The sequence below is a fragment of the Acidovorax sp. FG42 genome, assembly GCF_057809195.1.
The window spans coordinates 153,651-179,690 of sequence record NZ_JBMDJM010000008.1 but is presented as its reverse complement, the minus strand read 5'-3'; the positions used below and the strand labels follow the sequence as shown (position 1 = coordinate 179,690).

At 67.0% G+C, this 26,040-nt stretch carries 26 protein-coding genes and 1 pseudogene; 10 read left to right on the top strand and 17 right to left on the bottom strand.

What is annotated here, in order from left to right:
• Nucleotides 1-3: 3 nt before the first annotated feature.
• The 5 genes and pseudogenes from kynU to ACODSM_RS11080 all read right to left on the bottom strand — a co-directional run bounded on the left by kynU (nt 4) and on the right by ACODSM_RS11080 (nt 4,658).
• Nucleotides 4-1,314: a kynureninase gene (kynU, locus tag ACODSM_RS11100; protein ID WP_488805291.1), complete on the bottom strand. Its 1,311-nt coding sequence runs from the start codon at nt 1,312-1,314 to the stop codon at nt 4-6.
• Between the two features lie 88 nt (nt 1,315-1,402).
• Nucleotides 1,403-2,056 (bottom strand): arylformamidase, encoded by a 654-nt coding sequence (gene kynB, locus ACODSM_RS11095; protein WP_488805290.1) that lies wholly within the window; start codon nt 2,054-2,056, stop codon nt 1,403-1,405.
• A 125-nt stretch (nt 2,057-2,181) separates the two neighbouring features.
• A complete protein-coding gene (locus ACODSM_RS11090) occupies nt 2,182-2,541 on the bottom strand; it encodes a YkgJ family cysteine cluster protein (RefSeq protein WP_488805289.1) in 360 nt (119 codons plus the stop codon).
• A gap of 32 nt (nt 2,542-2,573) precedes the next feature.
• Complete coding sequence (locus ACODSM_RS11085; RefSeq protein ID WP_488805288.1) at nt 2,574-3,986, bottom strand: sensor histidine kinase; 1,413 nt, start codon at nt 3,984-3,986, stop codon at nt 2,574-2,576.
• An 8-nt stretch (nt 3,987-3,994) separates the two neighbouring features.
• Nucleotides 3,995-4,658 (bottom strand): annotated as a pseudogene (locus ACODSM_RS11080) (response regulator transcription factor).
• Between the two features lie 188 nt (nt 4,659-4,846).
• On the opposite strand from ACODSM_RS11080, the gene ACODSM_RS11075 reads away from it, so the two are divergent.
• The 5 genes from ACODSM_RS11075 to feoB all read left to right on the top strand — a co-directional run bounded on the left by ACODSM_RS11075 (nt 4,847) and on the right by feoB (nt 10,610).
• Entirely contained in the window at nt 4,847-5,722 is an 876-nt protein-coding gene (locus ACODSM_RS11075) for an NAD(P)-dependent oxidoreductase (protein WP_488805287.1), read from the top strand.
• Nucleotides 5,723-5,845: 123 nt separating this feature from the next.
• Nucleotides 5,846-7,807 (top strand): S9 family peptidase, encoded by a 1,962-nt coding sequence (locus ACODSM_RS11070; RefSeq protein ID WP_488805286.1) that lies wholly within the window; start codon nt 5,846-5,848, stop codon nt 7,805-7,807.
• On the top strand, nt 7,795-8,226 hold the full coding sequence (locus ACODSM_RS11065) for a copper-binding protein (protein WP_488805285.1): 432 nt from the start codon (nt 7,795-7,797) through the stop codon (nt 8,224-8,226). The genes ACODSM_RS11070 and ACODSM_RS11065 overlap by 13 nt, the downstream gene beginning before the upstream one ends.
• 132 nt (nt 8,227-8,358) lie before the next feature.
• Nucleotides 8,359-8,688 carry a FeoA family protein gene (locus ACODSM_RS11060; protein ID WP_488805306.1) on the top strand — a complete coding sequence of 110 codons (330 nt, stop codon included), beginning with the start codon at nt 8,359-8,361 and terminating at the stop codon, nt 8,686-8,688.
• Nucleotides 8,685-10,610, top strand: a complete 1,926-nt coding sequence (feoB, locus tag ACODSM_RS11055) for a ferrous iron transporter B (RefSeq protein WP_488805284.1) — start codon at nt 8,685-8,687, stop codon at nt 10,608-10,610. Before ACODSM_RS11060 ends, feoB begins: the two co-directional genes overlap by 4 nt.
• Before the next feature lie 325 nt (nt 10,611-10,935).
• On the opposite strand, the gene ACODSM_RS11050 is transcribed toward feoB, so the two are convergent.
• Genes ACODSM_RS11050 through ACODSM_RS11040 form a run of 3 tightly spaced genes read right to left on the bottom strand, consistent with a single transcriptional unit; the run spans nt 10,936 to nt 13,797 of the window.
• A complete protein-coding gene (locus ACODSM_RS11050) occupies nt 10,936-11,616 on the bottom strand; it encodes an HD domain-containing protein (RefSeq protein ID WP_488805283.1) in 681 nt (226 codons plus the stop codon).
• Between the two features lie 7 nt (nt 11,617-11,623).
• Entirely contained in the window at nt 11,624-12,583 is a 960-nt protein-coding gene (gene argF, locus ACODSM_RS11045; protein ID WP_488805282.1) for an ornithine carbamoyltransferase, read from the bottom strand.
• Between the two features lie 17 nt (nt 12,584-12,600).
• On the bottom strand, nt 12,601-13,797 hold the full coding sequence (locus ACODSM_RS11040; RefSeq protein WP_488805281.1) for an aspartate aminotransferase family protein: 1,197 nt from the start codon (nt 13,795-13,797) through the stop codon (nt 12,601-12,603).
• Nucleotides 13,798-14,038: 241 nt separating this feature from the next.
• Here ACODSM_RS11040 and ACODSM_RS11035 point away from each other — a divergent pair, with 241 nt between their 5' ends.
• Entirely contained in the window at nt 14,039-14,365 is a 327-nt protein-coding gene (locus ACODSM_RS11035; protein WP_488805280.1) for a DUF3579 domain-containing protein, read from the top strand.
• 51 nt (nt 14,366-14,416) lie between these two features.
• On the opposite strand, the gene ACODSM_RS11030 is transcribed toward ACODSM_RS11035, so the two are convergent.
• Nucleotides 14,417-14,953 carry a hypothetical protein gene (locus ACODSM_RS11030; RefSeq protein WP_488805279.1) on the bottom strand — a complete coding sequence of 179 codons (537 nt, stop codon included), beginning with the start codon at nt 14,951-14,953 and terminating at the stop codon, nt 14,417-14,419.
• A gap of 185 nt (nt 14,954-15,138) precedes the next feature.
• Nucleotides 15,139-15,441, bottom strand: a complete 303-nt coding sequence (rpsT, locus tag ACODSM_RS11025) for a 30S ribosomal protein S20 (RefSeq protein WP_015015385.1) — start codon at nt 15,439-15,441, stop codon at nt 15,139-15,141.
• A gap of 244 nt (nt 15,442-15,685) precedes the next feature.
• Here rpsT and murJ point away from each other — a divergent pair, with 244 nt between their 5' ends.
• Complete coding sequence (murJ, locus tag ACODSM_RS11020; protein WP_488805278.1) at nt 15,686-17,251, top strand: murein biosynthesis integral membrane protein MurJ; 1,566 nt, start codon at nt 15,686-15,688, stop codon at nt 17,249-17,251.
• Nucleotides 17,252-17,342: 91 nt separating this feature from the next.
• Nucleotides 17,343-18,194: a SirB1 family protein gene (locus tag ACODSM_RS11015; protein WP_015015383.1), complete on the top strand. Its 852-nt coding sequence runs from the start codon at nt 17,343-17,345 to the stop codon at nt 18,192-18,194.
• A 28-nt stretch (nt 18,195-18,222) separates the two neighbouring features.
• On the opposite strand, the gene ACODSM_RS11010 is transcribed toward ACODSM_RS11015, so the two are convergent.
• Entirely contained in the window at nt 18,223-19,071 is an 849-nt protein-coding gene (locus ACODSM_RS11010) for a ParB N-terminal domain-containing protein (protein ID WP_488805277.1), read from the bottom strand.
• Nucleotides 19,072-19,187: 116 nt separating this feature from the next.
• Nucleotides 19,188-20,228, bottom strand: coding sequence for a transporter (locus ACODSM_RS11005; protein ID WP_488805276.1), 1,041 nt, complete (start codon nt 20,226-20,228; stop codon nt 19,188-19,190).
• 149 nt (nt 20,229-20,377) lie between these two features.
• On the opposite strand from ACODSM_RS11005, the gene ppk2 reads away from it, so the two are divergent.
• The gene (ppk2, locus tag ACODSM_RS11000; RefSeq protein ID WP_060985813.1) at nt 20,378-21,292 is read left to right on the top strand and encodes a polyphosphate kinase 2; all 915 of its coding nucleotides are present in this window, start codon (nt 20,378-20,380) and stop codon (nt 21,290-21,292) included.
• Between the two features lie 38 nt (nt 21,293-21,330).
• Here ppk2 and ACODSM_RS10995 read toward each other — a convergent pair whose 3' ends face one another.
• From ACODSM_RS10995 to ACODSM_RS10975, 5 genes are all read right to left on the bottom strand, one after another.
• Entirely contained in the window at nt 21,331-21,720 is a 390-nt protein-coding gene (locus tag ACODSM_RS10995; RefSeq protein WP_488805275.1) for a histidine kinase, read from the bottom strand.
• Nucleotides 21,717-22,223, bottom strand: coding sequence for a GAF domain-containing protein (locus ACODSM_RS10990; protein WP_083871683.1), 507 nt, complete (start codon nt 22,221-22,223; stop codon nt 21,717-21,719). Before ACODSM_RS10990 ends, ACODSM_RS10995 begins: the two co-directional genes overlap by 4 nt.
• 92 nt (nt 22,224-22,315) lie before the next feature.
• A complete protein-coding gene (locus ACODSM_RS10985; protein ID WP_488805274.1) occupies nt 22,316-23,311 on the bottom strand; it encodes a GlxA family transcriptional regulator in 996 nt (331 codons plus the stop codon).
• A 27-nt stretch (nt 23,312-23,338) separates the two neighbouring features.
• On the bottom strand, nt 23,339-23,953 hold the full coding sequence (locus ACODSM_RS10980) for a DJ-1/PfpI family protein (RefSeq protein WP_488805273.1): 615 nt from the start codon (nt 23,951-23,953) through the stop codon (nt 23,339-23,341).
• Nucleotides 23,950-24,510 (bottom strand): isochorismatase family protein, encoded by a 561-nt coding sequence (locus ACODSM_RS10975; protein WP_488805272.1) that lies wholly within the window; start codon nt 24,508-24,510, stop codon nt 23,950-23,952. Before ACODSM_RS10975 ends, ACODSM_RS10980 begins: the two co-directional genes overlap by 4 nt.
• Before the next feature lie 322 nt (nt 24,511-24,832).
• Here ACODSM_RS10975 and ACODSM_RS10970 point away from each other — a divergent pair, with 322 nt between their 5' ends.
• Nucleotides 24,833-25,942 carry an extracellular catalytic domain type 1 short-chain-length polyhydroxyalkanoate depolymerase gene (locus ACODSM_RS10970; RefSeq protein WP_488805271.1) on the top strand — a complete coding sequence of 370 codons (1,110 nt, stop codon included), beginning with the start codon at nt 24,833-24,835 and terminating at the stop codon, nt 25,940-25,942.
• The last annotated feature ends 98 nt before the right edge of the window (nt 25,943-26,040 follow it).

The window sequence follows — 26,040 nt, the reverse complement described above, 5'->3', positions numbered from 1 at the left end:
CGATCAGGTGACGGCGTGCGTCTGGTTGAACTCGGCCTTCTGCCACTCGCCGCTCTCCAGCACCTGGCGCAGGTGCTCCACGGCATTCCACACGTCTTCAAAGCCCAGGTACAGCGGCGTGAAGCCAAACCGCAGGATGTCCTTGTGGCGGCCCGTGCCGCCGTCGCCCTTGCGGAAGTCGCCGATCACGCCGCGCGCAATCAGCGCCTGCACGATGGCGTAGGCACCGCTGCCTTGGCCGCCCACGCCAGCCCCTTCATCGCGCGTCAGGCACACCTGCGAGCCGCGCTGGGCATGGTCACGCGGGGTGGCCAGGCCCAGGCCGTGGCCTGCGCAGCGCTCTTCCACGAGCTGGATGAACAGGTCGGTGAGCGCCAGCGACTTGGCGCGCAGCGCGGCCATGCCGCCCAGGCTTTGTGCGGCGGTGAACACATCCAGCCCGCATTGCAGGGCCGACAGGCTGATGATGGGCTGCGTGCCGCACAGGTAGCGTGTGATGCCCGGGGCGGGTTGGTAGTCGGGCGTGAAGGCAAACGGTGCAGCGTGACCCCACCAGCCGGACAGCGGCTGCCAGAAGCGGTCGGCATGGCGTGGGTGCACCCACACAAAGGCTGGTGCGCCGGGGCCGCCGTTGAGGTACTTGTAGCCGCAGCCAATCGAAAAATCCGCGCCTGCGCCGTTCAGGTCCACAGGGACCGCGCCCGCGCTGTGTGCCAGGTCCCACACGCACAAGATGCCCTGGGCGTGCGCCGCAGCGGTGATGGCGGCCATGTCGTGCATGGCGCCGGTGCGGTAGTTCACGTGCGTGAGCATCAGCACGGCCACGTCGCTGGTCAGCGATGCGGCAATCTCTTCGGGCTCCACCAGCACCAGCTCCAGCCCGCGTTCCTTGCACAGGCCTTCGGCAATGTAGAGGTCGGTGGGGAAGTTGCTGCGCTCGCTCACGATGCGCTTGCGGGCAGGGCTGTCTTCGCGGGCGATGTTGAGCGCCGCGCTCAGCACCTTGTAAAGGTTGATGGAGGTGCTGTCGGTGCACACCACTTCATCCTTGCCTGCGCCGATCAGCGGGGCAAGCTGGTTGCCCAGGCGCTGGGGCAGGTCAAACCAGCTGGCGGTGTTCCACGATTTGATGAGGTCCGTGCCCCATTCGCGGGTGACCACATCGGCCACGCGCGCGGCAGCGGCCTTGGGGGCCACGCCCAGCGAATTGCCGTCGAGGTAGATCACGCCCGGTGGCAGGGCGAAGTGGCCGCGCAGCGGCGCGAGGGGGTCTTGCGCGTCGAGCGCGCGGCAGTCTTGCAAGGTGGTGGTCATGGCGTTCAGAGTGGTTTGCTTCTTTTTTGATAGCTGCTACCGCATGATGGACGAGCGGTGGAGGCCAACAAGGCTTAAAGTTTTGGGGCTACAGCGTCCGCAGCACGGCGCGCACGGGCGATGCGTCGGCCGTGGTCAGCTTGAGTGGCAGGGCGATGAGTTCGTAGTCGCCCTCGGGCACGGCGTCGAGCACCAGGTTTTCGAGCACGCGCAGGCCCCGGTGGCGGATGACCTGGTGGCTGTCGAGCGTCTTGCTGTCGGCCGGGTCGATGCTGGCGGTGTCGATGCCCACCAGCAGCACGCCCAGGTCGGCCAGGCGTTCGATGGTGCCGGGCGCGTAGGCGGCCAGCTGGCCGTCCCAGCGGTCCACCGGCATGTGTTCGTAGGTGCGCACCAGTACGCGCTGCGGCAGGGTGCCGTTCACCGCGTGGGCAATGTGCTCCCAGGTGATCAGCGGCCCGCAGCCGATGGCGTGGATCACGCGGCAAGGGCCCAGAAAGGCGTCGAGCGACACATCGCCAATGGTGGCGCCCTGTGCGTCGTAGTGCAGCGGCGCATCGGCATGCGCGCCCACATGGGGCGACAGGGTGATGGCGCTCACATTGACCGGGCAGCCGGGGCCGATGGTGGCGCACCACTGCTGGCTGTAGGCCGTGTCGCCGGGGAACACGGGGCTGCCCGCGTGCACGGGCGGCGAAATGTCCCAAAGCCGGCGGGCGGTGGGGGAGGAAGGCGTTGACATGGGACAAAGTTTGCATGTCCCGAAAAACCCGTGGTGTCGGTTATTTCCAACACCACGTCGATTTTTTGTTGAGGCCTAAACTATTTTGATGCGGCAGTAGCCCGGCTGCTGGAAGGGTGCCACCTTCACAGAATCAGGCCTTCCTCCAGCGGCGCCAGACCGTGCCGCGCCCGCGCCTTGTGGCAGGCGTAGTCGCCCGCCGAGAACTCGCGGCAGGGCGCGGGGCGCAGTTCGTAGATGCTGCAGGCCACCTGCTGGCCCACCTGGCCGGTCAGCGCGGCGCAGCGGATGGGCACCTGCTCCGTGCCCCGCATGCGGCAGGTGCTGCCGTTCACATCCAGGGCCAGGCCATCGGGCACCGTGCCGCCCATGGCCTGCATCTCGTACACGGCAAAGTCCACCCGAAAGCTGGCGCAGCAGGCGCCGCAGCTGAGGCACGGGTGGGCGGAATCGGCGGTGGTCATGGTGGTCGCGTCGTCGGACATGCAGTGCGTGCGTTCGGCCTGCGGCGGGGCCGTCAGGCGCTGTGGGGGAGCGGAATGCTAACGAAAAAGCCCACGCCTTTGCCATTCACACCCACGCCGATCTGCACCTGTCCGCCCATGCGCAGCACCGCCTGCCGCACGATGGCCAAGCCCAGGCCCGAGCCATTGGCGGCGTGGCCCGCGCCCCGGTAAAAGCGCTCGAACACCCGCTGGTGCTCGCTGGCCGGGATGCCCGGCCCGTCGTCCTGCACCGACAGTTGCAGTGCCGCGCCCTCGCGCCGCAGCGCCACCGCCACGTTGCCGCCGTGGGGCGTGTAGCGCAGTGCGTTGTCGATGAGGTTGTGGGCGATGGATTCGAACGCGGGTTGGTCGAGGCGGGCGGGCAAGGTGTCGGGCGCGTCCAGCGACAGCTCGATCTGCCGCGCGATGGCCTGCGGCGCAGCCTGTGCCAGCGCGCCACGCAGCCATTGCGCCACGTCCAAGTCGCGCGGCGCGGGGCGTTGCGCGTCGTCCAGCGCAGCCAGGTCCAGCAGTTGCTGCGCCAGGTGCGAGGTGCGGGCGATGGCCTGTTCCAGATGGGCCTGGGCCTGCGTGCGCTCCTCTTCGCTGGGCGAGCGGGCCATCACGTGGGCCTGGGCGGTGATCACGGCCAGCGGTGTGCGGATTTCGTGCGCCGCGTCCTGCACAAAGGCACGCTCGCGGTCGACCTTTTGCCGCAGCTGGGCGAAGAGGTGGTCCAGCGATTGCTCCAGCGGCTTGAGTTCGCGGTGGCGGGCGTTGAAACCCACCGATTGCAGGTCGTCCTGCCCGCGCTGCGCAATGCGGCTGGCCAGTTGCTGCAGCGGCCGCAGGCCATGGCGTACCGACAGCCACACCGCCAGCAGCACAAAGGGTGACGCTAGCAGCAGGTAGGGCAGCAGCGCGCGGCCGTTGTACTGCAGGAAGTTGGAGTCGGTGCGCTTGGTCTCGAACACCCGCAGCACCCAGCGCGCATGGCGGCCGGTGTAGATGCGGAATGACCGGCCTTGCAGGGCGGCTTCTTCAATAAAAGGCTCAGCGCGTGGTGTGGCGGGCGGCACGGCCACGTTCTGCAGCCCCGGCGATGCAAACACGCGCTGGCCCGATGCCGCATCCAGCAGCTCGTGCATCTGCACCCCGGGCAGCAGCCCGATCTGGCGGCGACGGATATTGGTCCAGTGGTCGGTGGCCGCCACGGCCGTGGCAGCGTGCGCGGGGTCGGTGACAGAGGCCAGCGAGTCCAGCACCGCGTCACCGTATTTCATCAGGCCGGGGTCTCGGGTGATGGTGTGTTTGTAGTTGACGAAGTTGTAGCCCAGCAGCACAGCCCACACCACCACAAACGCCACCAGCACCGAGGCCACGCTGCGGCGCATCAGCGTGGGTTCGGCCAGCCAGGCCCATGTGCTGCGCAACGCGTGTTTCATCTTCGTGGTCATGCTTGCAGCAGATAGCCCACGCCCCGCACCGTGCGGATCAGCTCCGCACCGATCTTGCGGCGCAGGTTGGACACATGCACTTCAATAGCGGCAAAGTCCACGGGCTCGCCCAGCGGGTCGAGCCGCTGCGACAGCACGCTTTTGGACACCACCACGCCGGGCTCGCGCGCCAGTTCCAGGAGCAGCTGGAACTCGCGGGGCGACACATCCAGCACTGCACCCTTGCGTTGCACCGCATGGCGGCGCGGCTCGATCACCAGCTCGCCCAGCACCCAGCGCTCGCTGGCCTGGCGCGCACTGCGACGCAGTACGGCGCGGATGCGGGACATCAGCTCGGCCGTGGCAAAGGGCTTGATCACAAAGTCGTCCGCCCCACCGTCCAGGCCCGCCAGCCGGTCCTCCACGGCCGAGCGGGCCGTGATCACGATGATGGGCACCTGCCCGCCCTGGCCTGCCTGGTTGCGCCAGCGCTGGCAGATCGAAGCCGCTGCCGTCGGGCAGCGTCAGGTCCAGCAGCACGCAGTCGATGGTGGTGGCATCCACCGTGGCCGGGGCGTCCACCGCGCGGCGCAGCCACTCGCTGGTCAGGCCCTCCACCTTCAGCGCGGACTGCAGCGCCCGGCCCAGGTCCAGGTCGTCTTCGATGAGCAGGATGTGCATGGGGCGATTGTGGCGGGCGGCAGCTTAAGCCATGCCAAATGCAGAGGGCAGGCACAGAAGTCCCTGCCACCGCGGGCGCCACTTTGGGTAGAGTGGGCGCAGCGCACGCCCCAGCCGCCCCACCAGGGCGCCATGGACGGGCGCTGCACTGCAGTCAACCCTCCGCTGACAGAAAGAAAGGTATTCCTATGCAGATTGGCTTTATCGGACTGGGCGTCATGGGCCTTCCCATGGCACTGAACCTGGCGCGGGCCGGCACCCCGTTGTGGGTGTGGAACCGGTCGCCCCAGAAATGCGAGCTTCTGCGCGCCGCTGGCGCGCAAGTGGGCGCAACACCCGCCGAGGTCTGCGCGCAGGCGCAGGTCATCATCCTCATGCTGGCCAACGAACCGGCCATGGATGAGGCACTGCAGCGCGGCACGCCGGGTTTTGCCACCCAGGTGCGAGACCGCACCATCGTGCACATGGGCACCACCTCACCCGAATATTCCAAGGCGCTGGAGCAGGACATCCTGGCCGCCGGCGGGCGCTATGTCGAGGCGCCTGTTTCGGGCTCGCGCAAGCCGGCGGAGGCCGGACAGCTCGTGGGCATGCTGGCGGGCGACCCGGCCAGCGTGCAGGCGGTGCAGCCCTTGCTGGCACCCATGTGCCGCACCACCTTCGTGTGCGGGTCGGTGCCGTCGGCCTTGCTGATGAAGCTGTCGGTGAACCTTTTTCTCATCACCATGGTGACTGGCCTGTGCGAAGCCGCGCACTTTGCCGACCGCAACGGTCTGGACATGGAGCTGTTCCGCTCGGTGCTGGATGCGGGCCCCATGGCGAGCAGCGTGTCGCAGGTGAAGCTGGCCAAGCTGGTTGCGCGCGACTTCGAGGTGCAGGCCGCCATCCACGACGTGCTCAAGAACAACCAGCTCGTGGCTCACGCGGCACGCAATGCACGGCTGGCATCGCCGCTGCTGGATGCGTGCCACGCACTGTTCGCGCAGACCGCTGACATGGGCTTAGGGCAGGAGGACATGGTGGCGGTGGTCAGAGCGCTGGAGGCGCGTACCGAGGCGCTGTAGCGGAGCACTTCGCCCACAGCACGCTGCGATATGCGTGCCGGTGTGCCGGCCCGGCCCTTTGGCTGGCGCAAAGGTTGGGCATTCCACAATGCCGCCATGTTGTACGAGATGAGGAGGAGTTCCATGGCGTCAAGATGGATAGGGTGGTGTGCGGTGTTGTCGGGAGTTTTGTTGGCGGGCTGCGCCAGCGGCCCGACGCATCCCGCACTGGCAGGAGCCCAGCTGCCCGAATTGATCCCCGTGCGCGACTTCGTCGCCAGCCGCCAGTCCACCGGCGGCTACCGTGTGTCGCCCGATGGAAAGCGCATTGCCTGGTTTGGCACCGATGGCGTGGTGCCTGCGATCTGGGTGCAGTCCATCGATGGGGGCGACGCCAAGGCGTTTCGCATCCGTGCGCGCGCCATTCGCTTCAGTGCCGACAGCCGCTGGCTCGGCATCACGGCCGACCCCACGGGCGATGAAAACACCCGCATCTATGCGGGCGCGGTCGAGGGCCCCGGTACCGACTTGCGCGAGCTGATGCCTGCACCGCGTTCAGTGGCGCATTTTGCGGAGGCGGTGGATGCCTCGCCCGACTTCATCGTCACCTCCAACCAGCGCGACAAGAAGGTGTTTGACCTGTACCGCGTGAACCCGGCAGGTGGCGCGCCGGTGCTGCTGGCCACCAACCCCGGCAACGTGAACTGGTGGGGCGTGGACACCACGGGCCAGCTGCGCGCCCGGGCACAGATCCAGGGCGAGCAAGTGCTGCTGGAGCGGCCCGGCACAGCACAGGGCACCTGGGTGACGGTGGCAGAGCGCAGCCGGTGGGACACGCTGAATATCTTTGGCCTGCACGACGAGGGGCGCAAGGCCTGGGCCCTGTCGAACCGGGGACGAGACAAGCTGGCGCTGGTGCGGCTGGACCTGACCACGGGCGCCGAAGAAGAGTGGTTTGCCTCGCCCGATGTGGACCTGGACCACGTGACACTCAGCCGTCGCACCCGTGAGCCGTTGCTGGCGCATTTCATGCCGGGCTACCCCGCGCGCAAGGTGTTCGACCCTGCGCTGGATGCCCGGCTGTCTGCGCTGGCCGGTGACAAGCCTGCAGAGGTGCTGGTGACCAGCCTGGACCAGACCGACAAGGTGCTCACGGTGGCGGTGGCCACCGACCGGGGCACGCGCAACTACCTGCTGCGTGATGGACATGACCCCCGCTTTCTGGGCGAGAACCGGCTGAGCCTGATTGCCAAGGATCTGGCGCCCACCCAGCCCATCACTTACACCGCGCGCGATGGTCTCCCCATCCACGGCTACCTCACGCTGCCCGTGGGGGCGGCGCCGCAGCGGCTGCCCACCGTGCTGCTGGTGCATGGCGGCCCCTGGGCGCGTGACCGCTGGGGCGATGGCGCCACCAGCCGCGCCATGCAGCAGTTTCTGGCCAACCGGGGCTATGCGGTGCTGCAGGTTAACTACCGGGGCTCCAGCGGCTACGGCCGCAACCACATGGAAAAGGCCCGGGGCGAGTTCGCAGGCCGCATGCACGACGACCTGGTGGACGGCGTGCGCTGGGCGGTGGAGCGCGGCGTGGCCGACCCGCAGCGCGTGGCGATCTATGGCGCCAGCTACGGCGGCTATTCGGCCCTGGTGGGCGCCACCTTCACGCCCGAAGTCTTTGCGTGCGCCGTGGATGTGGTGGGCGTGACGGACATCGCACGCCTGCTGGAAGCTGCTCCGCCCTATTGGGAGCTGGGCCTGCCCTGGTGGCACCGCTATGTGGGCAACCCGGCCGTGCCGGAAGACCGTGCGCGCATGGATGCGAAGTCGCCCCTGTACCGGGCGGAGCATGCGCAAAAGCCCATCCTCATCATGCACGGCGTGAACGACCCGCGCGTGAAGCTGGAGCAGTCTGAGTGGATGGTGGCGGCCCTGCGCAAGGCGGGCAAAGAGGTGGACTACGTCACCTTCAAAGGGGACGGCCATGGCAACCAGCGCTGGCCCAACAACCTCACCATGTACCGCAAGACCGAGGACTTCCTCGCCCAATGCCTGGGTGGGCGGTCCAGCGGTTTTGACTACTACCAGCTGGGCGCATGGGCGTTCTGATGGGGCAGGCCGTCACTGGGTTGCTTGCCCGCTGGGGGCAGCGCGGCTGCGGGGTTGCCACCGCACTGGCCTTGGCCGCCGTGTGGGGTGCGGCGGGTGCCCAGCCCGTTGCACCAGCGGGCGCCGCCTCGGCTGCTGGAGAGGGTGCCGCCCCAGCGGCTCCGGTCTACACCCGTGCGCGGCTGGTGTCGGTGGAGATGGATGCGGGCGGCAACGCCACGCTTGTGCGGCTCAAGCTGCTGCCCCGCGCCAAGTTGCCATTCACCACACAGACCTTCCGGGTGGCCAACCCCGCGTTGCTGCACGGCATTTCGCAGGGGTCCTGGGTGCAGTTCACTGCCCGGCACATCGACGGCGAAAACACGCTCACGTCCATCCGCGTTACGGCGGAGTGCAAGCGGTTTGAGCCATGTGACTGACTGCCCGGCAGGGCAAGGGGCACTGCAGCTTGCGCTGCATCAAGGAGAGATTGCGACGGCGACCACTGCGATACAGATATTGGTAGAATGAGAATCACTATTATTTGTATCGAGGCCAGCACCATGAAAACCATGGACGATGGCGCTGCGGCGCGGTTGCATCTTCCTACGCAGCAGAGCCTGTCCTCGCGGCTGGACCAGTTGCCGCGCCGCGCCTTGGGCCGGGTCACGGGCTTGTTGCCCGCGCAGGACGCGCAAGAGCACAGCATGCTGCTGCGCTTGCTGGAGATCGGCTTTCTGCCCGGAGAAACCGTGCAGGTGGTCGCGCGCGGCGGTTGGGGCGGCGACCCCATCGCGGTGCGGGTGGGGCAGGCCACGTTTGCGCTGCGCCGCCAGGAGGCCTCCATGGTGCAGGTGCAGCCGCTGGATGACGCCACCCTGCCTGCCAAGGAGGCGGCATGAACGCCCAGGCCTCTGTGCAACCCACCGCCGCCGATGCGCCCCTGCGCGTGGCGCTGCTGGGCAACCCCAACTGCGGCAAGACCGCGCTGTTCAACCTGCTCACCGGCGCGCGCCAGAAGGTGGCCAACTATGCGGGCGTGACGGTGGAGCGCAAGGAGGGCCTGCTACAGACCGCCGCCGGCCGCCGCGTGCGCGTGCTGGACCTGCCGGGCGCCTACAGCCTGCATGCACACAGTGTGGACGAGGCCATTACCCGCGACATCGTGCGCGGGCGCCGCGCGGGCGAGCCGGTACCTGATGTGCTGGTGTGCGTGACGGATGCCACCCACCTGCGCCTGAACCTGCGTCTGGTGCTGGAGGCGCGCGCCCTAGGCCTGCCCATGGTGCTGGTGCTCAACATGATGGACGTGGCTGAGCGCCAGGGCATCGCCATCGACCGCGAGGCGCTGTCGCGCGAGCTGGGCATGCCCGTGCTGGCCACCGTGGGCGTGCGCGGCAACGGCGCCCAGGAGCTGGTGCAGTGGCTGGATGGCGCCAACCTGCAGCAACTGCAGCGCCCGGTGGTGGCGCCCGATGCGGCGGCGCGCCTGGATGCGAGCGATCTGGAGGCGCAAAACGACGTCATCCGCACCCATCAGGAGGTGCGGCGCATTCTGGACCAGGCCGTGCGCGTGCCGGTGGTCAGCCTGCGAACGGACGACCGCATCGATGCGGTGGTACTGCACCCGGTGTGGGGCATGTTGATCCTGGCGGCCACGCTGTTCCTGATGTTCCAGGCGGTGTTCAGCTGGGCCGAGCTGCCCAAGTCGTGGATCGAAGATGGCGTGGGCTGGCTGGCAGCCCTGGTCAACGCCCACATGGCGGACGGCCCCTTGCGCAGCCTGCTGACCGACGGGGTGCTGGCGGGCGCGGGCGGGGTGCTGGTGTTTTTGCCGCAAATCCTGTTTCTGTTCCTGTTCATCCTGGCGCTGGAGGACTCGGGCTACCTGCCGCGCGCGGCGTTCTTGCTGGACCGCGTGATGGGCACGGTGGGCCTGTCGGGCCGCTCGTTCATTCCGCTGCTGTCGAGCTTCGCGTGTGCCGTGCCAGGCGTGATGGCCACACGCTCAATCACCCACTGGCGCGACCGGCTGGTGACCATCATGATCGCCCCGCTCATGACCTGCTCGGCGCGCCTGCCGGTGTATGCGTTGCTGATTGCGGCCTTCATCCCAGAGCGCACCGTGGCGGGAGTGTTCAACCTGCAGGGCGTGGTGCTGTTTGCGCTGTATGTGGCGGGCATCGTCAGCGCCATGGCCGTGGCGGCGGTGGCCAAGCTGGCCCGCAGCGACACGCGCGCCACGCCGCTGATGATGGAGCTGCCCGCGTACCGCTGGCCCAGCGTGCGGGGCCTGGCCTACGGGTTGTACGAGCGGGCGGTGATTTTCATCAAGCGGGTGGGCGGCATCATCCTGGCCGTCACCGTGTTGCTGTGGTTCCTGTCCACGTACCCCGGCGCGCCAGAAGGCGCCACGCAGCCCGCCATCACCTACAGCCTGGCAGGCCAGCTGGGTCGCCTGCTAGAGGTCATCGTCGCGCCCATTGGCTTCAACTGGCAGATTGCCATTGCGCTGGTACCCGGCATGGCGGCCCGCGAGGTGGCGGTGAGTGCGCTGGGCACGGTGTACGCGCTGTCCGCCACGGGCGACGAGGTGGCCAGCCAGCTGGGGTCGCTGATTGCGGGCTCGTGGTCGCTGGCTACCGCGCTGTCGCTGATGGCCTGGTATGTGTTTGCGCCGCAGTGCATCTCCACCATCGCCGCCGTGCGGCGTGAGACCAATGGCTGGCGCTACCCGTTGCTCATGGTGGGGTACCTGTTTGCCATGGCGTATGCCGCCAGCTTTGTGACCTACCGCGTGGCGCTGGCGCTGGGCGGGGGCTGAGGAGAAACGTTGTGATGGCCCAGCAATTCATCGTTGGTCTGATCGTGCTCGCTGCGGCGCTCTATGTGCTCTGGCGGTACCTGCCTGGGCGCTGGCGCCAGGGGTTGGGCAAGGTCCACCCGGGGTTGGTCCGGTCGCCGGGCTGTCGCGCGAGCGATGGTGGGTGCAGCAGCTGCGGCAGTTGCGCGGCGCCATCCGATGCGGCAGCTGAAAAGCCCGTGGCCATGCCTGTTCGTCGCGGGTCTGCTGCTCAGTGATTGCTATATTTTGTGTAGCTGCTGGTGCATGATTCACTAGCGCTGCGGGCCGTTTTGGCTCCAATTGCCTACTGGTACAGCTGGCCTTGGCCCAGCGCGCTCAGCGCCTGTTGCAGGTTGACGCGCGCCTGGGCCTCGTAGCGCTGCGCAAAGTAGTCCGTGCCGTAGATGTGCGGACGGTCCAGAAACCCTCGCAGCACCGCACTGCGCCCCGCCACATAGCGCGGCCAGCGCACAAAGAAGTATTCGCGCCGCACGTTGCGTTCGAACTGCCGGTACACCGCGTCGTTCTGGCCCAGGATGGCGAGGTCGATATCCACCACCCACAGCGCATCGCCGGTGAGTGGGCCCGGGGTGTGGCGGGTGTCCATCACATGCTGGTGAACGGCCTCGGCCAGCGCGGTGGGCAGCCCTTGGCTCAGCAGAAACTGGCGCGCCCAATTGGCGCTGTGCTCTTCGTTGTGGCCGCTCCACGGCCAGTAGATGGCGTCGTGGTACCACAGGGCGAGGGCCACAGCATGGGGGTCATGGATCGCGCCGGGCTGGTGGCCCTGCAGCGTCTGAAGGTGCCGCAGGCAGGCCCGCAGGTGGGCGGTGTCGTGGTAGGCCCGGGGCCAGCGTGCCCAGCTGCGCAGCAGGCGCCGGCCCTCGGCGCGCCAAGCGGGCGTGTCGCGCCCCAGCGCTTGGCCCAGGGCCTGCCAGTGCGCCAGCAATTCGGCGCTGTGGGCGGGCTGGCGGCGCCAGGGCATGGGGCTGTCAGGCCAGTTTGCCCAAGAGCAGATATTCCATCAGGGCCTTCTGGACGTGCATCCGATTCTCCGCTTCGTCCCACACCACCGACTGCGGCCCGTCGATCACGTCGGCCTCAACCTCCTCGCCCCGGTGTGCGGGCAGGCAGTGCATGAAGAGGGCGTCGGGTTGGGCGGCGGCCATCATTTCGGTGTCCACGCACCAGTCGGCAAAGGCCTTCTTGCGCGCTTCGTTCTCGGCCTCGTAGCCCATGCTGGTCCACACATCGGTGGTGACCAGATCGGCGCCCCGGCAGGCTTCCATGGGGTTACTAAAGAATTGATAGCTGCCCGCGCTGATTCCATGGGCGCCAGCGGCCAATTTTTCGTCCACTTCGTAGCCGCGTGGCGTGCTCACATGCACCTTGAAGCCCAGCAGCGACGCGGCCTGCAGCCAGGTGTTGGCCATGTTGTTGCCGTCGCCCACCCAGGCCACCGTCTTGCCCTTGAGGCAATCGGTCAGATTGCCGGTTCCGTCCTTGGGGCCCCGGTGCTCGATAAAGGTGAAGATGTCCGCCAGGATCTGGCAGGGGTGGTACTCGTTGGTCAGGCCGTTGATCACAGGCACGCGCGAGTTGGCGGCAAAACGCTCGATCTTGCTTTGCTCGTAGGTGCGGATCATCACCAGATCGGTCATGCGGCTGATGACCTTGGCGCTGTCCTCGATGGGCTCGGCGCGGCCCAGCTGGCTGTCGCCCGTGGTCAGGTGCACCACACTGCCGCCGAGCTGGTACATGCCCGCCTCAAAGCTCACGCGCGTGCGGGTGCTGGCCTTCTCGAAGATCATGGCCAGTGTGCGGTCCACCAGCGGGTGGTGCTTTTCGTAGGCCTTGAACTTCTTCTTGATGAGCGCGGCGCGCTCGAACAGGTAGGCGTACTCGTCGGCGGTGAGGTCGGTGAACTGCAGGTAATGTTTCAGCGTCGTCATGGCAGTGGGACTATTCTTCATTCAGCCAGGATGGCTTTGACCAGCGGGGTCAGCTTGGCGACGATTTCGTCGGCTTCGGCGGTGGTAAGGATCAGCGGGGGCACCAGTCGAATCACGCTGTCGGCTGTCACTGACAGCAGCAGGCCTGCCTCGGCCGCGCGGCCGATCAGCGCGCCGCAGGGCTTGTTCAGCTCGATGCCCAGCATCAGGCCCTGGCCCCGGATCTCCTTCACACCGGGCAGGCTGCCCAGCTCGCGCTGCAGTGCCGCCTTGAGGTGATCACCCACCGTGGTGGCATTTTGCAGCAGGCCGTCTTCTTCCATGATGCGGATGGTCTCGACCCCGGCGCGCATGGCCAGCGGGTTGCCGCCAAAGGTGGTGCCGTGGTTGCCGGGCTGCAGCACGTTGGCGGCCTTGGGGCCCGCCACCACCGCGCCAATCGGCACACCGGAGCCCAGGCCCTTGGCCAGCGGCATCACGTCGGGCACGATGCCGGCCCACTGGTGGGCAAACCACTTGCCGCTGCGGCCCATGCCGCACTGCACTTCGTCGATCATCATCAGCCAGCCGCGCTCGTCGCACAGCTTGCGCAGCTGCTGCAGGTATTCCACGCGCATAGGGTTGATGCCGCCTTCGCCCTGGATGGTCTCGAAGAACACGGCCACCACGTTGGGGTTGCCTTCGGTGGCCTTCTTGATGGCTTCGATGTCGTTGAGCGGCACGCGGATGAAGCCCTCGACCAGCGGGCCGAAGCCGCTGTAGATCTTGGGGTTGCCGGTGGCTGACATGGTGGCAATCGAGCGGCCGTGGAAGGCTTTTTCGTAGACCACGATCTCGGGCTTGGCGATGCCCTTGTCCACGCCGAACTTGCGGGCTATCTTAAGGGCCGCCTCATTGGCCTCCAGGCCCGAGTTGCAGAAGAAGACGTTCTGCATGCCCGACAGCTCCACCAGCTTGGCGGCCAGCTGCTCCTGCAGGGGCGAGTGGTAGTAGTTGGAGGTGTGGATCAGCTTGGTGATCTGGTCCTGCAGCGCTGGCACCAGCTTGGCGTGGTTGTGGCCCAGCGTGTTCACGGCAATGCCGCCCAGCCCGTCCAGGTATTCCTTGCCGTTCACGTCCCACACGCGGCTGCCTTGTCCACGGGCCAGCGCGATCGGTACGCGGCCATAGGTGTTCATCACGTGGGGCGAAGCTGCCTCAATGAAAGCGGTCATGCGGAAATCTCCAGACGGTGCAGTGGCGAAAAAACGAGTCACGATTCTAGGGGGAGCAGGGCGACGGTCTGTTGACGATTGCGCATCACTGCAATGCACCTCGCTAGCCGACTTTGGCCCGCTTGGTGGAGCCTGGCATAGGGATTAGAGGGGTAGCTCTTATATAAGAGTTAGAATGTCGCGCTGCGGTGCAGCATGCAGTGATCCTGCGTCTGAACCCTCACTACCACTCCAATCCCCGATGGTTTCCCCCTCCTCCAAAGAAGTCTTCATCCAGGGCATCACCCACGACGGGAAAACCTTTCGTCCCAGCGACTGGGCCGAGCGGCTGGCCGGGGTGATGAGCAGCTTTCGACCCGGTGGAGCCCGGCCGGGCAGCCACTTGAGCTATTCGCCTTGGTGCATTCCCACCACGCTCAATGGCGTGAAATGTGTGGTGGTGCACCGCGACCTGCAGGGGCACGAACCCATGGCCTGGGACTTCGTGATCAATTTCGCCCGCGACAACAACCTGCAGGTGGCCGAGGCCTGCCTGCTGCCCGAGGTTCCCCCGCTTCCAAAGCCCTGAGGGTGTGCCTGCCGGGGCGCTGACGGCGGCCTGCGCGCGCCGTAGAGCCCCTCAATAGCGCACGATGAGCGCAACGATGCCGAGGAACGCAGCCACCGCTGGTTCCATGCCAGGCAAGTCGATCACAAGCTCCCGTTTGAAGGTGATGGCCGACCTCTCCCGGATACATCCCAGCGATTGTCCGGTGGACAGGTAGGTGACGGGGAAGTTCTTTGTGAGCCAGCCGGAGGATGTCCCGACCTCGATGTCCGCTGGCTGCGTCATCACGATGCGTGGCAGGCGCCGACCGGTGTTTTGGCTCAGAACGTCTGCCTGGGCGTGTATGGATTCGTCGGCGGTTTCGAGCGTGTAGCGGATATCGCTGACGTACCCCCGACTCAGGTAGCAATGCCGCACCCTCCAGGACTGGCCGTGCAAGGTCATCTGAATGTCGCCCCTGGCGGCATCTTCGGCGCTGAAGACGCGCAACCGGGCATTTTTGGCCTGCGCAAACCACGCATAGTGGAATCCACCCACCACCAGGTTCTCGGGGCCATCCAGAAACTCGTAGGCAAAACCATCCAACGCTGATTTCTGACGCAGGATCATGGGGCCTCGTGGAGTGGGGGGTATTGCCGGGCAATGTAGCCGGTTGCCGTGAGGAAGTGCGCCCCCAACGAAAAAACCGCCCGAAGGCGGTTTGTTCGTTTTTTTGCTGGCAGCGCACCCGTTACAAACGGCGAACGGCAGGTGCCATTCGGGCTGTTTGCCTGCCGGGGCAGGCGATGAATTGATTAAGCGGCTGCGGGTGCCAGGGCTTTCACCTTGGCAGACAGACGGCTCTTGTCGCGAGCAGCCTTGTTCTTGTGGAAGATGCCCTTGTCAGCCACGGTGTCCACCACGGCTTGCATCTTGGCGAACAGTTCGGTCGCCTTGGTCTTGTCGCCAGCCAGAACAGCCTTTTCGACGTTCTTGACAGCGGTACGGTATTTGGAACGCAGCGAGGTGTTTGCAGCGTTGATCTTGACGTCCTGACGGACGCGCTTGCGGCCCGACGCCAGGCGCGGGTTCTTCTTCTTGGGTTTTGCGGATGCCATTGTTTAGTTCCTTGGGTCTGTGGATGATGCCAGCAAAGCCCGCAATTATAGCCCAGAGCCTTTCGTTGCGCCACTGCGACAACGCTTCACGCCCACCTCACCCACTTCCTGTTCGCCTCACACGCACCGTTCACAGTGGGTGATCCACTCCCTCATGAAGGATCGTCCTTTGAAGATACCGTCGCCTTCTGGGCCAGCCCGGCTTGCCGCCGGTGCGCGCCTGCAAGCGCATACACTCCCGCCGGTGTCACTGTTCAAAGCCGCCTCCACTGTTTCCCTGTTGACTCTCGTCTCCCGCATCACGGGGCTGGTGCGCGAGTTGCTCATGGCCTCCGTCTTCGGGGTCAGTGCCATGACGGACGCTTTCAATGTGGCGTTCCGCATTCCCAACCTGTTCCGCCGCGTGCTGGGCGAGGGCGCCTTCAGCCAGGCCTTTGTGCCGGTGCTGGCCGCCACCCGGGCCGAGGAGGGCGACGACGGTGCCAAGGCGCTGATCGACCATGTGGGCACCTTGCTGGCCTGGACGCTGGTGCTGCTGTGCATCGCCGGTGTGTTGGGCGCGCCCTGGATGGTGTGGGCCATGGCCAGTGGCATGAAACAGTCCCCCCAGGGTTTTGACGCCGCCGTCACGATGACGCGCTGGATGTTCCCCTACATCGGCTTCATGTCGCTGGTGGCGCTGGCCGGGGGCATCCTCAATACCTGGAAGAAGTTTGCGGTGCCCGCTGCGTCGCCGGTGCTGCTCAACATCGCCCTCATCCTGTCCATCACAGTGGGCGCGCCCTTGTTTGCACGCCACGGCATTGAGCCCATCTATGCCCAGGCAGCGGGCGTGATGCTGGGCGGCCTGCTGCAACTGGCCATCCAGGTGCCCGCATTGCTGCGCCTGGGGCTGCTGCCCCGCATCGGCGTGCGCTGGTCGGCCATCCGCGCGGCCTGGGCCGACCCCACCACCCGCAAGGTGGCGCGCCTGATGCTGCCCGCCTTGTTGGGGGTGAGCGTGGCGCAGGTCTCGCTGCTCATCAATACGCAGATTGCCTCGCACCTGGCCACCGGCAGCGTGAGCTGGATCACCTACGCCGACCGCCTGATGGAGCTACCCACCGCGCTGCTGGGCGTGGCGTTGGGCGTGGTGCTGATGCCGCAGCTGGCCAGCGCCCGCGCCAAGCAAGACGACGAACGCTATTCGGCCATGCTCGACTGGGGACTTCGGCTGGTGGTGGTGCTGTCGGTGCCCTGCATGGTGGCGCTGCTGGTGTTTGCCAAGCCGCTGGTGGCGGTGCTGTACCACTATGGCGCCTTTGCCGACCGGGATGTGCAGCAGACCACGCTGGCCCTGGCGGGCTACGGGGTGGGCATTGTGGGCATTGTGGCCATCAAGGTGCTGGCGCCAGGCTACTTTGCCAAGCACGACATGCGTACCCCCATGCTGATTGCGGTGGCGGTGCTGGTGTTCACGCAGCTGATGAACCTGGTGCTGGTGCCCTATTTGCAGCATGCTGCGCTGACGCTGTCCATCGGCGTGGGGGCGGTCATCAATGCCACCTGGCTGCTGGTGGGTCTTCTGCGGCGTGGCAGCTACCGGCCGCTGCCTGGCTGGGGGCGGTTTGCCCTGCAGGTGGTGGCGGCCAGCGCGTTGCTGGCCGTGCTGCTGGCGTGGGGTGCGCAGCATTTCGACTGGGTGGAAATGAAAGCGCAGCGCCTTCAGCGCATCGGCCTGCTGGCCGCGATGATGGTGGCCGCTGCGGTGCTGTACTTTGGCGCCCTGTGGGCCGCCGGGCTGAAGCTGCGCCAGCTGCTGCGCCGCTGACCGGCAGCTGCCCGTTTGGCCTCCGAAATACCCTGCAAAGCCCGTGCTTCTGTGGCTTGACGCCATGGCAGCGGCCCCGTACAAAGCTGCCATGTCCCTGAGCCTTTCCGTGCCCACCTCGCTGGAGTACTTTGCATCGCTGGTGCAAAGCGACGACCACTTTCCCTTGCTCGAAGCGGCCGCCAGCCTTGCGCAGGATGAATACCCCGAGTTCGACGTGCAGCAACTGCTGGGCGATGTGGACCAGCTGCAGGCCCGCATCAAGCGCCGCCTGCCTGCCGATGCACCGGCGCTGCAGCGACTGCGCACGCTCAACCAGTTCTTTTTTGCCGACCTGGGTTTTGGCGGCAACATCAACAACTACTACGACCCAGAGAACAGCTACCTCAACGCCGTGCTGCGCACGCGCCGGGGCATTCCCATCAGCCTGGCTGTGCTGTGGATGGAGCTGGCCCAGGGGCTGGGCCTGCATGCACGGGGCATTGCGTTCCCGGGGCACTTCATGGTCAAGGTGCTGCTGCCCAAGGGCCAGGTGGTGCTGGACCCGATCTCGGGCCAGTCCCTGAGCCGCGAGGAGCTGGCCGAGCGGCTGGAGCCCTACAAGCGCCGCAACGGCCTGGTGGACGACTACGATGTGCCGCTGGGCCTGTACCTGCAAGCCGCCACGCCGCGCGACATCATTGCGCGCATGCTGCGCAACCTCAAGGAGGTGCACCGCACCCAGCAGGACTGGCAGCGGCTGATTGCCGTGCTGGACCGGCTGATCGTGTTGTTGCCCGAGGCCTGGGGCGAGCGGCGCGACCGGGGGCTGGCGCATGCCGAGCGCGGCAACACGGCCGAGGCCGTGGCCGACCTGGAGGCCTATCTGGCCCACAGTGAAGACGGGCTTGACCTGGACCTCATCGCCGACCGGCTGAGCGCGCTGCGCAACGCCAACGGGTGAACCCCAGCGGCTGACCCTCCAAGCAGTTTTAGAACGGCGTGCTGTCTGCAGGCAGCGCCGCCTGCAACTGCGCTACCTGGCGGCGCAGCTCGGTGTTCTCCGCCGTCAGCTCTGCCACACGCAGGCGCAGGGCGTGCAACTCGTCGGTGTTCCCTTCGGCACCGGTGGCCGGCTCTGCATGGGCTTTGTCGTCTGACGGCGCCTCGTCGCGCGGCTTACGCTTATTGAGCTCACGCACGCGTTTGGCTGCTTGCTTGAGTTCGTCCTTGCCGGCCGCTGCGGCCGCCACCTGTTCCTCGGCGGGCAGGGTGGCCACGGCGGCTGCGGCGTTGATGGAGATGGTGCCGGACTTGACGGCGGCCACCAACTCGGGCGCCGCCTGTTTCTGGATCTTTTCGATCATTACCACCTGGCTGCTGCTCAGCCGCGCAGCCTTGGCAATGGCCTCTCGGCTGTTCAGCGGGTCGGGGGCGGGCAGGGCGGCTGCGGCCTCGGGCACATCCGCCGTGGGGGTGGCCTCTGCAGTGTCTGTGGCAGTGGCTGCGCGCGCCTTGCGCTCGGCCATGATCTCGCGCTTTCGCAGGGCCAGCACGCCGCGCTGGAAGTCGGACACGCTGCGGCGGCCCAGGTGCTGGTCGATCATCCACAGGTGCACGTCTTCCATCGACTGAAAGCGCGGGTTCTGCACGGTCTGGAAAGGCAGGCCATGCTTCTGGCAGATGCCGTAGCGGTTGTGCCCGTCCACCAGCACATCGCCCCACAGCACCAGTGCGTCGCGGCAGCCTTCGGTGAGGATGCTGCGCTCCAGCGCGTCGTGTTCGTCGGGCGTCAGGGGTTCGATGTAGGCTTTGAGTTCTTCGTTGACGACGATGTTCATGGTGGCAGGCGGTCCGGGGAGCTGGGCAAGGGGCGGCATTGTAGTGGGGCTAGCCACCGGGCCTGTCTTGCTTGTCGGGCGATCAAACCTGCCGACTGCCGAACAGTCCCGCCTACTTACTGATCGCGCGTGCCCCGCAGGGCCAGCCAGCCCGCCACCGCCGTGAAGGCCGCCACCACGGCCACGATGATCCAGAAGCCGTGGCTGTTATCCGCCAGCGGCACACCGCCCACATTCATGCCAAACAGGCCGGCCAGGATGTTGATGGGCAGGGCCAGCACAGTCACCACCGTCAGCACAAACAGGCTGCGGCTGTTGGCCTCCTGCACGCTGGCGGCAATTTCTTCCTGCAGCAGCTTGATGCGCTCCTGCAGGCCCTGCATGTCGCGCAGCACCACAGAGAACTCTTCGGTCGAATCGCGCAGCTCCTGCGCATCGTCGGCGCCCATCCAGGCCGGTGGGTGCTGCAGCAGGCGGAACAGCGCCGCAGGCTCGGGGGCCAGCAGCCGCTGCAGCCGCACCAGCAGGCGCCGCAGCACGCCCAGCCGTGCGCGCTTGTGGTCCAGGCGGCCGGCCAGCAGCGCGTCTTCCACATCGTCGATGCGCTGGGTCACACCCCGCACGATGTCCACGAGGCCTGATGCCTGCGTGCGCATCAGTTCGGCCAGCAGCGCGACGCTGGAGCACGGGGCGTTGCCGCTGCGCACCGTGGTGCGCAGGGCATCCACCGACCGCAGCGGACGTGTGCGCCCCGTCACCATCAGGTGGGGCGCCACGCTGGTCCACAGCGTGGCAATGTCCGAGGGCTCGAACGCAAAATCAAAGTGGGCATCGTTGAGCACCGCGATCAGCGTGTCATCGTCGCGTTCGATGCGCGTGGACACCGAGCGGTCCTTGAGCGCATCAAAAAAAGCTTCCGGCAAATGGGCGTGCCGCTCCATCCAGCGCACCGCCTGCGCGTGGCTCAGGTTGAAGTGCAGCCACAGAAACTGGTCCGCTGGCGCAGCACCGGCCTGCAGGCTCGCCAGCCACTGCGCAGCCTGGGCCGAATCCACCTCCTGGGGTGGGGTATCGGTGCCCAGCAGATAGCCGCAGATCAGCCCGGCGGCGTCTGCGCCGTAGTTCTGGCTGGCACTGGCGGGGAAAGGGCTGGACAAAGGCGGGGAGTGGTCTGCGGTCGGCACGGCCTCGCATGCTGGCCTGTGGTTGTGACAGCGTTGTGACGGATCACGCCAGTGTCACGGCGCTGTCACTGCACCGGTTCACCATCGCGCATCTGTTTTGCACGACCGCCGGATGGTTGCCCATGTTCCACAACAACGCCCTCGACACACAGGAGCTGATGCAACGCATCGCCAACGACCTCATTGACAGCTACGACGAAGAGATTGAGCTGGAGATCGAAGACCGCGAGGTCGATGACATCGGCGCCCCCAGCCCCGGCGACAAGCTGGCGCGCCAGCAATATTTCAAGGACCTGTTTCGCCTGCAGGGCGAGCTGGTCAAGCTGCAGGATTGGGTGCAGCACAGCCGCCAGAAGGTGGTGATCCTGTTCGAGGGGCGCGATGCGGCGGGCAAGGGCGGTGTCATCAAGCGCATCACGCAGCGCCTGAACCCCCGCGTGGCCCGTGTGGCCGCGCTGCCCGCACCCAACGACCGCGAGCGCACGCAGTGGTACTTTCAGCGCTATGTGGCGCACCTGCCTGCGGCGGGCGAGATGGTGCTGTTTGACCGCAGCTGGTACAACCGCGCTGGCGTCGAGCGGGTGATGGGCTTTTGCACCGACGACGAATACGAGGAGTTCTTCCGCACCGTGCCCGAGTTTGAAAAGATGCTGGTGCGTTCGGGTATCACCCTCGTCAAATACTGGTTCTCGATCACCGACGAAGAACAGCACCTGCGCTTTCTGGGCCGTATTCACGACCCGCTCAAGCAGTGGAAGCTCAGCCCCATGGACCTGGAAAGCCGCGTGCGCTGGGAGGCCTACACCAAGGCCAAGGAGACCATGCTGGAGCGCACCCACATCCCCGAAGCACCCTGGTGGGTGGTGCAGGCGGTGGACAAGAAAAAGGCGCGCCTGAACTGCATTGCGCACCTGCTGTCGCAGCTGCCTTACCAAGAGGTGCCGCACCCGCCCGTGGTGCTGCCCGACCGCGTGCGCAACCCCGAATACCTGCGCCAGCCCGTGCCGGCCAGCATGTACGTGCCAGAGATCTATTGAGATGGAGGCACCCCGCGGGCTGCGGGGTGGGGGCGCGGTTATCTGTCCTTCAGCAGGCCAATGGTGGCGATCACGTCCCGCACCTTGAAGGGCTTGATCAGCACCCGCCGCACCTGCAAGGCCTTCATCTTCACGGCGGTGGATGCATCCACCTGCGTGGTGGTCACCGCCACCGGCACATCGGCGCTGACGGCCAGGGCGTCGTTACGCACCTGCTCCAGCAGGGCGACAGCCTCCTGCTCTTGCTCGTCCAGCGAGACGATCACGCCCGCATAGCTCTGATGGCTCAGCCGCTGCTGGGCCATGCGCACGCTGTTCACCTGCCGCACCACGGGCAGGTTCAGCTGGCGGGCCGTGGCCACGATGATGCTGCCGGTCAGCGAACTGGGTTCGACCAGCAGGATGTCCTGGGGGCTGCGGTCGCTCATGGGGCGGGTGCTCCCTGTTCGCGCCGCACCAGCTCTTCCACCGCCAGATCGCGCAGCGAGCCCAGGATGGCCAGATCGATGTCGTCCAGGGTGCGTGGTTTGTTATCGATCAGGCACAGCGTGCCCACGTTCTGCCCGCCGGGCAGCTTGAGCGGGGCGCCGGCATAGAACTGGATGTGGGGATCGCCCGTCACCAGCGGGTTGTCGATGAAGCGCTCGTCCTGGTTCACATCGGGCACCACCATGATGTCGTCCTGCAGGATGGCGTGGCCGCAGAACGAGATGCCCCGCGAGGTTTCGCACTGGTCCATGCCCACGCGGGACTTGAACCACTGGCGGTCGTCGTCGATGAGCGAAAGCAGTGCCGTGGGCACGTCGAACTCTTGCGCGGCAAAGGCCGTCAGGCGGTCAAACCGCTCCTCGGGGGGGGTGTCCAGAATCAGCAGCTGGCGCAGGGCCTGCAGGCGGTCGGGCTCGTTGGCGGGGCGGGGTGGTTCTTGCATGGTGGCGACCCGGCGGGTGGTGCGGCAAAGGGCTTGATTATCGGCGGGTGCTGGGTCGCGTGCATCGCGCGGCATCCCGCCGGGCGTACCCCTCAATGGCTGCGCGCACTGCCCTGCGATGGCGTGCCGCCACGTCCGAACTGGTGCCAGGCCCGGCGCAGCTGCGTGTCAGAGCTGAACCCCGCCATCAGCGCCGCCTGCGTCACGTTCTGGCCCGAGCGCAGCGCGGCCTCGGCGGTGGCCAGGCGGATGCGGCGCAGGTACTGCAGCGGGGCAATGCCCGCATGCTCCAGAAACAGCCGTGTCAGATGGCGTGGCGAGGTGTGCGCCACCTCAGCCATCTGCGGCACGCTCCAGTCGGCCTGGGGTTGTTGCCCCACGGCATCCTGCACGCGGTGCAGGGCCGGGTGCAGGTGGTTGCGGTGGTGCAGAAAGGGCGAGAACTCGGGGTCGTTGGGCCCCCGGCGCAGCGCCACCACCATGGCCTGTGCCACCTGGGCCGCCAGCGCGGGGCCGCAAGTGTCCGAGATGCGGTGCAGCAGCAGGTCGATGCCCGTGGTCACGCCCGCGCTGCTGTACACCGCGCCATCGGCCACAAACACGCGGTTGGCCACCACGTCGCAGCGCGGGTCCACGGCGGCCAGTTCATGAAGGTGCTGGTGGTGCGTGGTGGCGCGGCGCCCCGTCAGCAGGCCGGCGTGGGCGGCCAGCACCGAGCCCGCGCACACGGTGATCAGCTCCAGCTGTCCCGCCACAGGGCGCAGCCCGCGCAGCCAGTGCAGCAGCGCGCGGGCCTCGTCACCGTCCACTGCGATGTGTTGTCCCGCCAAACCCACCAGCACCACCCAGGCGGGGCTGGGCAGGGTGGCGGGCAGCGGCTCCAGCCGGGTGAGCACGGCGCCAACCGACGAGACGGACTCGGTGGTGGGGCTCACAAAGTGCTGCACAAACCGCTCGGGCTGGCCTTGCTTGGCCAGGGTCTGGTTGGCGATGCGCAGTGCCTCGGCGGGGCCCGCCCAGTCCAGCACCAGGCTGCCCGGCAGCAGGGTGAAATAGACGTGGATGGGGGAAGGGACCGGGTTCTGCATTGATGGCGTTGAGTGGCTAAAAGCGTGTCATGGCTGAGGGTTCCAGGGCGTGTCCATCTGGCGGGCCGTGCGCTCGGACAGCGCCGCGCCCAGCAGCCGGGTGACCAGATGCAGGCTCATGTCGATGCCCGCGCTGATGCCAGCGGATGTGACCAGCGCGCCCCGGTCCACCCAGCGCAGATTCTCCAACACGTCGAGCGCGGGGTACTGCGTGCGCAGGTCGGCAATGTCCTCCCAGTGCGTGGTGGCCGGGCCTTCGCTCAGCACCCCGGCTGCGGCCAGGATGAAGGCCCCCGTGCACACCGAGGCCGTGATCTGCGCGGCCCCAGCCGCCTGGGCCACCCAGGCGCGGGTGGCGGGGCAGGCCGCGGCGGCATCGACCACGCCGCCGGGCACGATCAGCACATCGGGTGCGGCGGCGCTGGCAAAGTCCGCATCGGGCAACACGCGCAGGCCCGCGCGGGCGCGCACCGGGGCCATGCTGCGGGCCACACACTGCACCACAAACGGTGCAGTGGCGTCAGGGTGCTGCCGCTGGTGCATGCGGCTGGCGGTGGTGAAAACCTCGTAGGGCCCGCCCAGGTCCAAGGCCTCCACGTCGTCGAACACCAGGATGGCGACCTGTAGTGGCTGCGTGCTCATGCGGCCGCCCGGTCCAGCGCCTGCTGCACGGTGCACAGCGTGGCAAAGCGGCCCTGCAGCACGGTGGCGGTGCGGGTCTTGATGTCGGCGGCTGCCAGCACCTGGCCGTCGGGCTGCACCATGTCCCAGGTCAGGGTGGCGTCGGTCACGTAGTCCACGTCCCAGCCCAGGTCGGACGCGTGGCGCGTGGTGGTTTCGCAGCACTGTTCGGTGCGGATGCCGCTGATGATGAGGCGCTGAATGCCATGGCGCGTGAGCCACACATCCAGCCCCGTGCCCACCAGCGCGCTGTGGCGCGACTTGGTGAAGGTGGCCGCCGCGTCGAAAGGCGCCAGGCCATCGAGCGCACGCACCTGACCGGACGCCTGCGAGAACGGGTTCTCGGCCACTTCGGGGCCGTCGCTGTGGAACATGCGCAGCACCGGGATGCCCTGGGCGACGCAACCGGCGATCAGCGCGTTCTGCGCCTGCAGGTAGGCGGGCAGGTCGCGTTCGGTGAAGAAGGGGCGGTGGCGGAAGGATTCCTGGACATCAATCACTATCAGACAGGTTTTCATGAAAGGCTCGCGGAGGCAGTGGTTGGGATGCGCTTATCTTCCGTGCGCAGCGAGCCGATGTCCGAACCGCCGAGGACAGGATTCGATCAATTTCAGCCATTAGCATTCTGCTGGCGAAGTGGCCTGGCTGTCGCCGCTTGCCGGGTGGGGTGGCCTGGGTTGCCGCTGGAGGGTGGTTTGAAGAAAAAACAGCCTCAAGCGCTAGTGAATCATGCCCTGATAGCTATAAAAAACGTAGCAATTCGCCAGGCATGGCAAGAAGCTGTTAAGGTGACTAGGGTTTTCCCTGTGTTTTGAACATCGCCCGCACGCCCTCCTGCCTATGCCCCGCCGCTCCCGCCTGTTTTCCCTGTCGTCCCTGGCACGGGCCTACCAGCGCAATCTCAAGGCCTTTGCACGTGCGGCAGGGGCGGCCAGCAAGCCCGTGCGGGCCAAGGCGGTGTCAAAGCTGCGCGCTGCACCGCGCAAAAGTGCGGTGGCTCCCGTGCCGTCCACCGCCCGTACGCCGCGCGCGGCCGCCAAGCCGGTGCCGCTGCGGGGTGAGTGGATCTCTGGCGTGGCCCCGGGCCCGGCAGGGGCGCGGCGGTTCCATGCCTACGTGCCCACCGGGCTGGCCCTGCGCCCGGACGAAAAGCTGCCGCTGCTGGTCATGCTGCACGGCTGCGGCCAGACGGGGCGGGACATTGCCGCGGTGTCGCGCATGAACCGGCTGGCAGCGCGCCATCGGTTTGTGGTGCTGTACCCCGAGCAGGAGCGCGTGGCCAACGCCCAGGGCTGCTGGAACTGGTTTGAGCGCCGCAACGGCCGTGCCGAGGCTGAAGCCGCCACGCTGCTGGCCGCCGTGGACAAGGTGGCGCGCCGCCTGCCGGTGGACCTGGCGCGGGTTGCGGTGGCGGGGCTGTCGGCGGGCGCCAGCATGGCGGTGCTGATGGCGGCGCTATTCCCTGACAGGTTCTGCGCCGTGGCCATGCATTCGGGCGTGGCGCCCGGCACGGCCGAATCAGCTGCCACCGCCCTGGGGGCCATGCATGGCCGCCGCGAAGCCCATCTGCCCGACCTTCCTGCGTCTACCGCTGCAGCCACCCCGGCGCTGCCCGTCGGCGCCTCTGCGGTCTTGCCTCCGCTGCTGATCCTGCATGGCGATGCCGATGGCGTGGTGTCGGTGCGCAATGCGGCAGCCACCGCGCAGCTGTGGGCTGGTGCATTGTGTGCGCGGGCGGGGGCTGTGCGTACCTTGCAGCGGGGCCAGCGCTACCCCATGCGGGTGACCGAGTTCAAGGCCCGGGGCCGCACCGTGGTGGCGCTGCGCGAGGTGGTCGGGCTGGCGCATGCCTGGAGTGGCGGCGCTGCCCAGCGGCCCTACAGCGACCCGGCCGGGCCGGATGCGTCAGCGCTCATCTGGGCCTTTGTGGCCCGGCAATTCGGAAAATAAACAAGAAAATGGCCGCAAGCGCTAGTTTGTATTGCGCCGGCTGCTATCAAAAAGTGACTTGTGCAGCCTGGAGCTGCCTCCTGGGCACGGTGAGCGAC

Coding starts and splice junctions, on each gene's coding strand:
- kynU (WP_488805291.1), bottom strand. CDS start 1,314: ATGACCACCACCTTGCAAGACTGCCGCGCGCTCGACGCGCAAGACCCC.
- kynB (WP_488805290.1), bottom strand. CDS start 2,056: ATGTCAACGCCTTCCTCCCCCACCGCCCGCCGGCTTTGGGACATTTCG.
- ACODSM_RS11090 (WP_488805289.1), bottom strand. CDS start 2,541: ATGTCCGACGACGCGACCACCATGACCACCGCCGATTCCGCCCACCCG.
- ACODSM_RS11085 (WP_488805288.1), bottom strand. CDS start 3,986: ATGAAACACGCGTTGCGCAGCACATGGGCCTGGCTGGCCGAACCCACG.
- ACODSM_RS11075 (WP_488805287.1), top strand. CDS start 4,847: ATGCAGATTGGCTTTATCGGACTGGGCGTCATGGGCCTTCCCATGGCA.
- ACODSM_RS11070 (WP_488805286.1), top strand. CDS start 5,846: ATGGCGTCAAGATGGATAGGGTGGTGTGCGGTGTTGTCGGGAGTTTTG.
- ACODSM_RS11065 (WP_488805285.1), top strand. CDS start 7,795: ATGGGCGTTCTGATGGGGCAGGCCGTCACTGGGTTGCTTGCCCGCTGG.
- ACODSM_RS11060 (WP_488805306.1), top strand. CDS start 8,359: ATGGACGATGGCGCTGCGGCGCGGTTGCATCTTCCTACGCAGCAGAGC.
- feoB (WP_488805284.1), top strand. CDS start 8,685: ATGAACGCCCAGGCCTCTGTGCAACCCACCGCCGCCGATGCGCCCCTG.
- ACODSM_RS11050 (WP_488805283.1), bottom strand. CDS start 11,616: ATGCCCTGGCGCCGCCAGCCCGCCCACAGCGCCGAATTGCTGGCGCAC.
- argF (WP_488805282.1), bottom strand. CDS start 12,583: ATGACGACGCTGAAACATTACCTGCAGTTCACCGACCTCACCGCCGAC.
- ACODSM_RS11040 (WP_488805281.1), bottom strand. CDS start 13,797: ATGACCGCTTTCATTGAGGCAGCTTCGCCCCACGTGATGAACACCTAT.
- ACODSM_RS11035 (WP_488805280.1), top strand. CDS start 14,039: ATGGTTTCCCCCTCCTCCAAAGAAGTCTTCATCCAGGGCATCACCCAC.
- ACODSM_RS11030 (WP_488805279.1), bottom strand. CDS start 14,953: ATGATCCTGCGTCAGAAATCAGCGTTGGATGGTTTTGCCTACGAGTTT.
- rpsT (WP_015015385.1), bottom strand. CDS start 15,441: ATGGCATCCGCAAAACCCAAGAAGAAGAACCCGCGCCTGGCGTCGGGC.
- ACODSM_RS11015 (WP_015015383.1), top strand. CDS start 17,343: ATGTCCCTGAGCCTTTCCGTGCCCACCTCGCTGGAGTACTTTGCATCG.
- ACODSM_RS11010 (WP_488805277.1), bottom strand. CDS start 19,071: ATGAACATCGTCGTCAACGAAGAACTCAAAGCCTACATCGAACCCCTG.
- ppk2 (WP_060985813.1), top strand. CDS start 20,378: ATGTTCCACAACAACGCCCTCGACACACAGGAGCTGATGCAACGCATC.
- ACODSM_RS10995 (WP_488805275.1), bottom strand. CDS start 21,720: ATGAGCGACCGCAGCCCCCAGGACATCCTGCTGGTCGAACCCAGTTCG.
- ACODSM_RS10990 (WP_083871683.1), bottom strand. CDS start 22,223: ATGCAAGAACCACCCCGCCCCGCCAACGAGCCCGACCGCCTGCAGGCC.
- ACODSM_RS10985 (WP_488805274.1), bottom strand. CDS start 23,311: ATGCAGAACCCGGTCCCTTCCCCCATCCACGTCTATTTCACCCTGCTG.
- ACODSM_RS10980 (WP_488805273.1), bottom strand. CDS start 23,953: ATGAGCACGCAGCCACTACAGGTCGCCATCCTGGTGTTCGACGACGTG.
- ACODSM_RS10975 (WP_488805272.1), bottom strand. CDS start 24,510: ATGAAAACCTGTCTGATAGTGATTGATGTCCAGGAATCCTTCCGCCAC.
- ACODSM_RS10970 (WP_488805271.1), top strand. CDS start 24,833: ATGCCCCGCCGCTCCCGCCTGTTTTCCCTGTCGTCCCTGGCACGGGCC.